The sequence below is a fragment of the Tumidithrix elongata BACA0141 genome (assembly GCF_036349135.1).
GTDB lineage: Bacteria > Cyanobacteriota > Cyanobacteriia > Pseudanabaenales > Pseudanabaenaceae > Tumidithrix > Tumidithrix elongata.
In genome coordinates this window covers 40,468-49,248 of the sequence record NZ_JAZBJZ010000027.1, presented here as the reverse complement: position 1 = coordinate 49,248, position 8,781 = coordinate 40,468, and the positions used below count along the sequence as shown (strand labels likewise).

Sequence of the window (8,781 nt, the reverse complement as noted above, 5' to 3'; positions counted from 1 at the left end):
ACTTTATCAGCTTTGCTGCTTTTGTCAATTTACCTAGGTTGAGCAATTACCTTTTCGCCACGGTCATAAGCTTCGGTTGAGGGAGATAGAACTTCAACGATCAGTAAAGGATTGAGAATTTCATCTTGGCGATCGGCATTAAATTCTGGCTCGCCAGCGATCGCAAAGACATCGACATAGGTTCCACAATCGAAACTAGGAATCCAAATACGCAGATCGCCATTGTAAATCTGAAAATTAGTATCGCGGACAGCAATATTTAAAAAAGTTGCGATATCTACTGCTATTCTGCTGTGTGCGGGCGATCCTCCAGGCATAACAATTGCTTCTCCGTTGCAATATTCATATCGTTCCTCCGCCGTTTCTACGATCGCACGATATTCCTCTAGGGTCATGCGAACCTTTGCCTCGGTCGATTTAGATTCTGGAGAGACATTTGACGATGTTGGTTTAACACGAGCAACGACCACGATCGCACCTCTGAAATACTCTGCCCTAATTTTACATTCGATTTAGCGATCGGGATGTATTTGGCAGGAACACACTCGTAGACCTGTGGGGGCAATTTATGAATTGCCTCTCACGACTCATTGAGAATTGCCTTGCAACAAGCTTTGTATAATGAAAAGAGCGATCTTGCCCAGCCGCAAAAGGTAGCCATTCTATGAACGCCCTCACCATCAGCCTAGATCCCATCTTTGAACTCACTGACGAAAAACTTTGGCAACTCTGCCAACAAAATCGCGATTTAAGATTTGAGCGCAGCGCTCGAGGAGAACTGACAATTATGGCTCCAGAAGGTGGCAATACTGGAATGTATAGTTCCGACTTAAACGGTCACTTATGGCTTTGGAATCAGCGTCAAAAATTAGGCTTTACCTTTGGTTCCTCTACAGGATTTATTTTGCCAAATGGAGCCATGCGATCGCCCGATGCCTCATGGATTGCCAAAGAACGTTGGTCAGCACTCACCCCCGAACAGCAAGCAAAATTCCCCCCAATTTGTCCTGACTTTGCGATCGAACTCATGTCCCCCAGCGATAGCCTGTCAGCGACCCAAGCCAAAATGCAAGAATATCGAGACAACGGCACAAAGCTAGGCTGGCTGATTAACCGCAAAGATCGGCAGGTCGAAATCTATCGCATTGGTCAACCCATCGAAATCTTGCAAGCACCTACCACCCTCTCAGGCGAAGATGTTTTACCCGAATTTGTCCTCAGCCTAGACTTGATTTGGCAATCGTAGCAAACGTACTTTGATTAGATGAACCTGCGCGATCGCAAATCTTGAGTTTTAGGATCGGACAACCCAGCCTAGAGATCTGTGCCTGTGAGCAATCTAGGTGAAGATAATGCTTGCATTTACCCTAGAAATTATAAGCTTTGCAAACCTCAGATCGCTGCGACCGTATAACTTAGCGATCGGGGCAAAAGATTCTAGCTATTGCGAATAGGTATGAAAAACGAGGGTTCTAGGTCGAGGCTATTGAGAATTAGGCAATTAATGTAGGCGATCTAGCCCATAGAATTGTTAAAAACTATTAAAAAGCTTTAAGATGGGCTAGTTACTTGAGTTTATTACTAATCAATCTAGAACTTACGTGCAACTTCAACTTACAAATCAACCGATAAACCTAGACAATCCCCTTGAAGACGAATCTTCTACAAAGCAAACCGAACTCCCATTTACTTTTCAAGATCTCAAAGCCGCTATTCCTCCCGAATGCTTTATTCCCTCAACTGGGCGATCGCTCGCCTATTTTTTTTGGGATATGTTTGTAGTAGCAGCATTGTATGTGGCAGCTTACACGATTGATGCTTGGTGGTTTTACCCGATTTTTTGGGCGAGTGCTGGCACTATGTTTTGGGCGCTGTTTGTGGTCGGTCATGACTGCGGACATGGTTCCTTTTCAAAATTAAAGTGGCTCAACAACCTCATCGGTCACATCTCTCACACGCTCATTCTCGTTCCCTATCATGGCTGGCGCATTAGCCATCGCACCCACCATCAAAACACTGGGAATATCGATACGGATGAGAGTTGGTATCCTGTCACTGAGAGCAAATATCGCAGCATGACATGGCTAGAGAAATTCCTACGTTTTGAGTCGATTCTATTTCTTTACCCTTTGTATTTGTTTGGGCGATCACCCGATCGGGAACATGGTTCTCACTTCTCTCCCAATAGCCCACTGTTCCGTCCTTCTGAGAAAGGGGACATCATTACGAGTACCACCCTTTGGGTGTTGATGGTTGGCTTTTTAGGATATATCGGGTTTACCTTTGGCTTTGTATTTTTGCTGAAGTTCTACATCGTTCCCTATGTCATCTTTGTGATGTGGTTAGACCTCGTAACCTATTTACACCACACAGAAGCGGATATTCCTTGGTATCGTGGCAAAGATTGGTACTTCCTCAAAGGAGCGCTCTCCACGATCGATCGGAGCTATGGCTTTATCGATGACATTCACCATAATATTGGTACGCATGTAGCTCACCATATCTTTATTGGAATGCCTCACTACCATTTAAAGACTGCAACGACTGCCCTCAAGCCCGTACTAGGTTCTTACTATCGCGAGTCTAAGGTTCCAATTTGGCGTGCATTTTTAGATTCCTATGCCTCTTGTCACTTTGTGTCAGACACGGGCAGCAATATCTATCAAAAGTCCAAAAAAGAACTCTCGAACCCATGATTTCCCATTGCCAAATTAAAATTTGGAAATCTAAAGTTACATCTAAATAAATGAAACTGGATAAGGGGTTGATGCTCCTTGTCCAGTTCTTTTTTCTTTTCTCAAAGGTTTTCTGCTAATAATAGATCGATAAATTCTTATATACTTCATTTTATGTACGTCAAATCGCAGCTACTTCTAGGGGTTTCTATCATTACAGCGATCGCTTTTGTCGGCTGTATTTTTGAACTGTCTTCGGGCGAACCACAATGGGGCAGTCTAGCAACATGGTCAATCCTCGTTGCTAGTTTACCAATCACGGTTTTCTGTTTCCTGACAGCGGTTAAGTTAGCAAAAGCCTCCATGAATGGCGAACAGTAAACAGCTACTAGCTTTTAGTAATTGGCTTTTAGTAATTGGCTTTTAGTAATTGGCTTTTAGTAATTAGCTCTTAGCGTTCAATCTCAGACAACTGAAAACTGAAAACTGACGACTTGAGAACAAAATTCTGATGAATAAACTCTACGACTGGATAGTAATTGGTGGTGGTATCACGGGGGCTGCGCTTAGTTATGAGTTAGCCAAAGTTGGTTTTTCTGTTCTTCTCCTTGAGCAAAATTCCATTCTCAGCGGAGCGACCCGTTTTGGCTATGGTGGTATCTCTTATTGGACTGGCACGAGCGAATTAACGCGGCAACTTAGCATAGAGGGAATCGAGCGACATCGACAACTACCTCAAGAACTTGATGCGGATATTGAATTCCGCGAACTAGATTTATTATTGACGATTGATGCCGATCGCAATCCAGCAGAAATTCTGGCTCAGTATGCCAATTGTTACATTGCGCCCAAGTTGCTCAGCACCCAAGATGCCTGTGAGCTAGAACCCTTACTCAATCCCGATGCGATCGCTGGGGCAATTCAATTTCGTCATGCCCACATTAAACCACCACTACTGGTTTCAGCCTATTTAAACGCCTTGGTGCAGCTAGGAGGAGAGATTGTTTGCGAGACCGTGGTAAAGCTCGATCGAGTTGGTCATAAGATTGTAGGCGTTACTACCCAACAGCAAGCCTATCGTAGCGCGAATACCGTAGTTTGTGCGGGTGGCTTGTCGCGATCGCTGCTCAAAGCTTCAGGTATCTCTTCTCGCATCTACTTTACCCATGCGGAACTCATCGAAACGGAACCCACCGATCTAGAACTGCGGACAATGGTAATGCCCGCCGATACCAAACGCTGTCAACTCGAAGCAGATGCTAGCAAAGCCACCATCGATCCACTGTGGGATGAGGTAGGGCATGAGTTACTACCTTCGTCTGTGGATGTGGGGGCAATTCAATTTCGCGATCGCACCATGAAACTCGGACAGCTAAGCCGCGTGCTCACCGATCCGAACGTACTGCCCGATGCAACTCAAAGTGAGAACGAAATTCGAGCAAAAGCTAGGCAGGTCTTACCAAAACTTGCCGATCTAAAGGGAACGTGGTATCACTGCCTTGTGGCTTTTAGCCATGATGGTTTGCCCTTGGTTGGCGCTTTGCCTGACTTAGAACAGATTTATCTTTTTTCTGGCTTTACGAGTCCTCTGGTGTACGTGCCTCCTTTAGCTTTGAGATTTGCGCGAGAATTTACTCAATCCTCTGCTTTTGCCAGCAATGCGATCGTGTCACAACTATCGCCTCAGCGCTTTGGAATTTAGGCATAAGCTTTATCCTTAAATTGGGATCTCTTCATACTCAAAAGCTGTATTACGATCCACTTTTTTTGGCACTGCTCTTACTATTCGGCGACTACTTCCATTCTCTGTTAATAAGGGCTCAACTTTGACTCTTCTTTTCCTAGGTGAAGTCTTCGATCTGCGAGAGAATTTACTGGAATTGGAAATTGTATTAGCTAGAGAACGACAAACAGATAAAACCTTCCCCTTTGCCACCACTCTGGCGCCTTCCGTAACATAAAATTCTACGCCTTTCATCAGTTGAGGAGCAGCGATTTCGGGTGCAAGAAAATTCATCACGGCGCGATCAATTCTAGTAATGATTTTCACACCACTTTCTACCTTTGTATGAAAATGTAAAATAATACTAAATAGTTGCTTATCTCCCTCTGCAAAATATGCTGTAGCAGCATAGTCGACCGTACTAACTGCCCTTTTTCTTCCACCTTGAGCAGTACTTAGCCAACTAAGCTCAACTGTTGCAAAAGGCTTCACTTGTGAGGTAGCAATAGCCATGATTTTTATCGCCTCTTAATTCGTATTACTTTAAGTGGTTTGATTTGATCTAAAAAATCTTCATCAATACATATTGCGCTGCCTATATTATCTAGATTTTTATTATAAAACATTTCTTTAGCAATCTCGGAGGGAATACTGGCTGTTACAACGTAAAATATCTGCTCGCCATAAAAACGATTTCCCCATTCCATAGCATCATCCAGATTCTCAGCAAACCACTTAACCTCCATTGAGCATCCAGAAGGACATATCCTGAATCCACCATAAGCTCTGATATCTTCCAATTCTGCTTTGCTAACTGATCTGTATAGCTTGATTGTTTATTCTCCTAAATATCTAAACGACCTATTTATATAATTTGTTTGTGAGGAATTTCGGAGAAATTCTACATTTCATACAGCCAACTAGGTGAGTTATCCAATTTCGGGCTGAATCGGATCTGAAGAGTCTGATTGTATAGAAGTTTCTTCACCTGCATCCTCGGTGCTCGGGACAATCGGTCGATTTCGCAGTTCTCTTTCCGCAAGTTCCATATTCATCAGTTTTCGTAACTTGCGATTAATCACATCAGACATGATCTCGTTATTTTGCCGACATCCTACCAACCAAACCAGTAAGTCTGTGTCAGGTGAAAAGGTGATATTTGGCTGTTTCGCGCTTCGACCTTGCGAATCATCTGTGCCTGAGCTCATTTTGGGTTTACCTCCATATCGAGGTTTCGCTTTTTGGCGTTTTTTGTGCTTTTGGGCGTTACTTTACCATTTATTGCCTTAGAGTCAAGGTGTTAGATTTTGCACTCACTTTTTATTTTGCTGCAAGCAGCGATCGCATACGCCACACCGCAAAGTTTTTGCTTCTCGCTCAAACCCAAAAGCCTGCATCAAAAATGCCCAACGACAGTGACGAGTACTCATATAAGCCTGCATTTGGAGCAATGGCGTGCGATCGATTTCGGCAAATTTGTGATTTCCTGCCCGAATTTCGTAGGCAAACGGACTATGCCAGACTAATTTCCCCGCACTATGCAACATCCCTAACACTAGTGCCATATCGGGATTTCCTTTGATAACATCAGAGAAATTTCCCTTGCTGGGTAATTTGGGCAAAAGCATCTGCGCTCTTTGCAATTGTTTTTGTTGCTGCTGTAAAAAGAAATCCTGACGGTTGCGATCGCTATTGTCTAAGAACCCCGTGGGTTCGCTTACTAACATCAAGGCTGTGGCAGGGTTCCCATCTCTTCCCGCCCTTCCTACTTCCTGAATGTACTCGGCAAGGGTCAATGGAGCCTGAAAATGGAGAACCCAGCGCGTACGCGGATTATTCAGCCCCAACCCGAAAGCACTCGTACAGACCACAAAGGGGTACTCACCTTCTATCCAAGCTGTTTCGATCTGACGCCGTTGCTCAGAGGGAAGTCCTGCATGATAGGCGGCTGTATGGAAAGATTGCGTAGATAACCATTCCGCGAGTTCCTCCGTCTCGCGCCGACTGCGAACGTAGATCAAGCCCGTTTGACCTTTCTGAGAATGGATAAAGCGAACGGTTTGATGTTTGCGGCAAAGGGGTGTCCAAGCGATCGCTACGTTTAAACTTAAATTGGCACGATAGGGGCTGGTGCGAATCACCTGTGGCTGTTCTAATTGCAGACAGGAAATCAATTCAGCCTGGGCATGAGAATTGGCAGTGGCGGTAAACGCCGCGATCGCAATTCTGGAATGCTCTGGTGGCTTATGTTGCATCAAAGCAGAACGCACGGATCCCAAACGGCGATAGGTAGGTCGAAAGGTATCTCCCCACTGCACGAGGCAATGGGCTTCATCAACCATGATTCCTGCGATCGCGAGGGTAGGCGCGCAGAGTCGTTCCCATACGGGTTGACTCAAAAGCGTTTCTGGCGAAACATACAGCAATCGCAGGTGTGGTAATTTTTGCAGAACTTGATGGCGTTCTCGACTGGTCAGGTTACTATGTAAGGTGGCGGCAGGAAGTTCGCGTCTCTGTAAATCTTGGACTTGATCTTCCATTAATGCCAAAAGTGGCGAAATTACAATCGTTAAACCCTGCTTTAAAATTGCGGGAAGTTGAAAGCAAATTGACTTCCCTCCACCCGTTGCCAATAGAACTAAACTATCGCGATCGCATAATAGATTCTCAATAATCTCCGCTTGTGGTGGACGGAAATCAGAATATCCCCATACTTTTTGAAAGGTCTGCAAAACAGAGGGAGGCAACATCAGATGTCTAAGAAGTTGATTTTTTCTTTTGAGAGAGCTTAGCCAGACTTTCGGATATATTTTTGGACATCGGTCTGGGGCGCTTGACGATGGAGAAAACACGATAATCGTCAGTATCTGACTCATCCGTTGTGGTTTCGCTAGATTCCGTCATGCGAACGATACTATAGTCCGTATCATCTTCATAAATGGCAAGGGTGACGTTAAGAATATCCAGAAAATTAACAAAACCACGACACTCGTCTTCAGGATATTGGCTATAAAATTTAATTAGCTCGGCAATACAGGTCTCAAGGTGCAATCGACTCTCTCGACGTAAGAGAATGATTTTAAGTAACATAATCACCAAGGGCATGGGATTATCGCGAGTCAGTAGGAAGTAAAATAAATCAGAGGGATTTTTTTGCTCGTCAATGGTGAGAAGCTGGATCGCGCGTTTACAGGTTGTTTGAATCAATCCAAACATCACAATTTGGCGATCGCAGCTTGTGTGAAACTGCGTAATTTTCTCAACGAACCCAAACTGAAAAAGCTCAGATATCTCAGCATCATAGTTAGGAAGATCTAGATACTCTAAAAATTTCTGCTTAAATTCTTGGAATGTAACTCCTTTAAGTTGCTCTAAAAATTGATGGGCTAGATTTTTATAGCTAGTACTTCCTTGCCTCGTTAAAATCGTTTTCACGAGATTAAGAATGCTATCCCCGAGGCTAGTTGGGTTTTCCTGTGGTTTAGATTGAGAACTTAGACGTGAGTTTGACTGTAGATCGGTTCCCGCAGAGGCTGTCTTTCGACCGAGACGAGCAGTGTACATGGCTAGATCGAATTTAAATTGCTTCTTGATTTTGCGAGAGAGCGCATCGGCAATTTGCCTCTGTTCTACTGGTTTGCTCAGATCGGCATATTGAGAGGTCAAGAGATAAGAGGTAAAACGATCGCTCCAGTTTGTTTTAGATTGACTGGAACTACTAGGTCTCCCCAAAAAGAGCAGTAGAGATTGATAGTCAGGGCTGTTAACAAAGTTTTGGAGCCAAATCCGTAAAGTCTTGAGCTTTGTTGTCTTGGTGGGCTGAGCGATCGATGGATCGGAAAAAAGACCAATCAGAAGATGGGTATAACGATAATTGCTAGTAATCCGCCAATTATTAATCAGAATGTAGCAGCAGCGTAGTAGCGTGTTCCTAAATTCTGTTTCTTGATTGAAAAAGATGATCTGCCCCAGCGATCGAAATGTCACAGGATCGTCAACCTGTTCGTACCGAATAAATAAATTTTCAAACTGATGTATAACTTGCTCAGGCGTATATCGTCTAACTATTTCCAAAAAAAAGCCATAGATCCTTTGCTGAATCTGCTCAATGCTTCCCGTTTGAAGTTCAGTGATTTCTTCAGTATATTGATTTGGAGTTGGCTGTGAAAAAGCAAAGCCAGACATTACATACCCCTAGCTCCGATAAGAATTTTTAAATTTGGTTATATCTAATGATTTTGAGGATTTTATGGGGAAATCCTCAATCTTAGGTTTGTATGACTCAATTCGTCCGCATTGCGCAAGATCTTGCATACGACGTTTGGGACATAATCCTTTCTAACTATGAAGGTATCTATAACCCAAAAAAAACTAACGTACTAG

At 43.8% G+C, this 8,781-nt stretch carries 9 protein-coding genes and 1 pseudogene; 4 read left to right on the top strand and 6 right to left on the bottom strand.

Annotation, left to right across the window (positions count from 1 at the left end; all coding sequences use genetic code 11):
* Positions 1-50: 50 nt before the first annotated feature.
* Positions 51-470: pseudogene (locus V2H45_RS09065) on the bottom strand (Uma2 family endonuclease); the annotation flags it as partial.
* 194 nt (positions 471-664) lie between these two features.
* Between V2H45_RS09065 and V2H45_RS09060 the strand changes: the two are divergent.
* The 4 genes from V2H45_RS09060 (at position 665) to V2H45_RS09045 (ending at position 4,377) form a co-directional block, all read left to right on the top strand.
* The gene (locus tag V2H45_RS09060; RefSeq protein WP_330483311.1) at positions 665-1,246 is read left to right on the top strand and encodes a Uma2 family endonuclease; all 582 of its coding nucleotides are present in this window, start codon (positions 665-667) and stop codon (positions 1,244-1,246) included.
* Positions 1,247-1,601: 355 nt separating this feature from the next.
* Positions 1,602-2,696, top strand: a complete 1,095-nt coding sequence (locus tag V2H45_RS09055) for a fatty acid desaturase (protein ID WP_330483310.1) — start codon at positions 1,602-1,604, stop codon at positions 2,694-2,696.
* A 153-nt stretch (positions 2,697-2,849) separates the two neighbouring features.
* On the top strand, positions 2,850-3,056 hold the full coding sequence (locus tag V2H45_RS09050) for a hypothetical protein (protein ID WP_330483309.1): 207 nt from the start codon (positions 2,850-2,852) through the stop codon (positions 3,054-3,056).
* 130 nt (positions 3,057-3,186) lie between these two features.
* Positions 3,187-4,377: an NAD(P)/FAD-dependent oxidoreductase gene (locus tag V2H45_RS09045; RefSeq protein WP_330483308.1), complete on the top strand. Its 1,191-nt coding sequence runs from the start codon at positions 3,187-3,189 to the stop codon at positions 4,375-4,377.
* Between the two features lie 15 nt (positions 4,378-4,392).
* On the opposite strand, the gene V2H45_RS09040 is transcribed toward V2H45_RS09045, so the two are convergent.
* The 5 genes from V2H45_RS09040 to V2H45_RS09020 form a co-directional block, all read right to left on the bottom strand.
* Positions 4,393-4,911 carry a hypothetical protein gene (locus V2H45_RS09040; RefSeq protein WP_330483307.1) on the bottom strand — a complete coding sequence of 173 codons (519 nt, stop codon included), beginning with the start codon at positions 4,909-4,911 and terminating at the stop codon, positions 4,393-4,395.
* A gap of 5 nt (positions 4,912-4,916) precedes the next feature.
* The gene (locus V2H45_RS09035; RefSeq protein ID WP_330483306.1) at positions 4,917-5,198 is read right to left on the bottom strand and encodes a hypothetical protein; all 282 of its coding nucleotides are present in this window, start codon (positions 5,196-5,198) and stop codon (positions 4,917-4,919) included.
* Positions 5,199-5,327: 129 nt separating this feature from the next.
* Positions 5,328-5,606, bottom strand: a complete 279-nt coding sequence (locus tag V2H45_RS09030; protein ID WP_330483305.1) for a hypothetical protein — start codon at positions 5,604-5,606, stop codon at positions 5,328-5,330.
* A gap of 105 nt (positions 5,607-5,711) precedes the next feature.
* Positions 5,712-7,148: a RecQ family ATP-dependent DNA helicase gene (locus V2H45_RS09025; RefSeq protein WP_330483304.1), complete on the bottom strand. Its 1,437-nt coding sequence runs from the start codon at positions 7,146-7,148 to the stop codon at positions 5,712-5,714.
* 7 nt (positions 7,149-7,155) lie between these two features.
* Positions 7,156-8,583, bottom strand: coding sequence for a hypothetical protein (locus tag V2H45_RS09020; protein ID WP_330483303.1), 1,428 nt, complete (start codon positions 8,581-8,583; stop codon positions 7,156-7,158).
* Positions 8,584-8,781: the final 198 nt, after the last annotated feature.

Coding starts and splice junctions, on each gene's coding strand:
- V2H45_RS09060 (WP_330483311.1), top strand. CDS start 665: ATGAACGCCCTCACCATCAGCCTAGATCCCATCTTTGAACTCACTGAC.
- V2H45_RS09050 (WP_330483309.1), top strand. CDS start 2,850: ATGTACGTCAAATCGCAGCTACTTCTAGGGGTTTCTATCATTACAGCG.
- V2H45_RS09045 (WP_330483308.1), top strand. CDS start 3,187: ATGAATAAACTCTACGACTGGATAGTAATTGGTGGTGGTATCACGGGG.
- V2H45_RS09040 (WP_330483307.1), bottom strand. CDS start 4,911: ATGGCTATTGCTACCTCACAAGTGAAGCCTTTTGCAACAGTTGAGCTT.
- V2H45_RS09030 (WP_330483305.1), bottom strand. CDS start 5,606: ATGAGCTCAGGCACAGATGATTCGCAAGGTCGAAGCGCGAAACAGCCA.
- V2H45_RS09025 (WP_330483304.1), bottom strand. CDS start 7,148: ATGTTGCCTCCCTCTGTTTTGCAGACCTTTCAAAAAGTATGGGGATAT.
- V2H45_RS09020 (WP_330483303.1), bottom strand. CDS start 8,583: ATGTCTGGCTTTGCTTTTTCACAGCCAACTCCAAATCAATATACTGAA.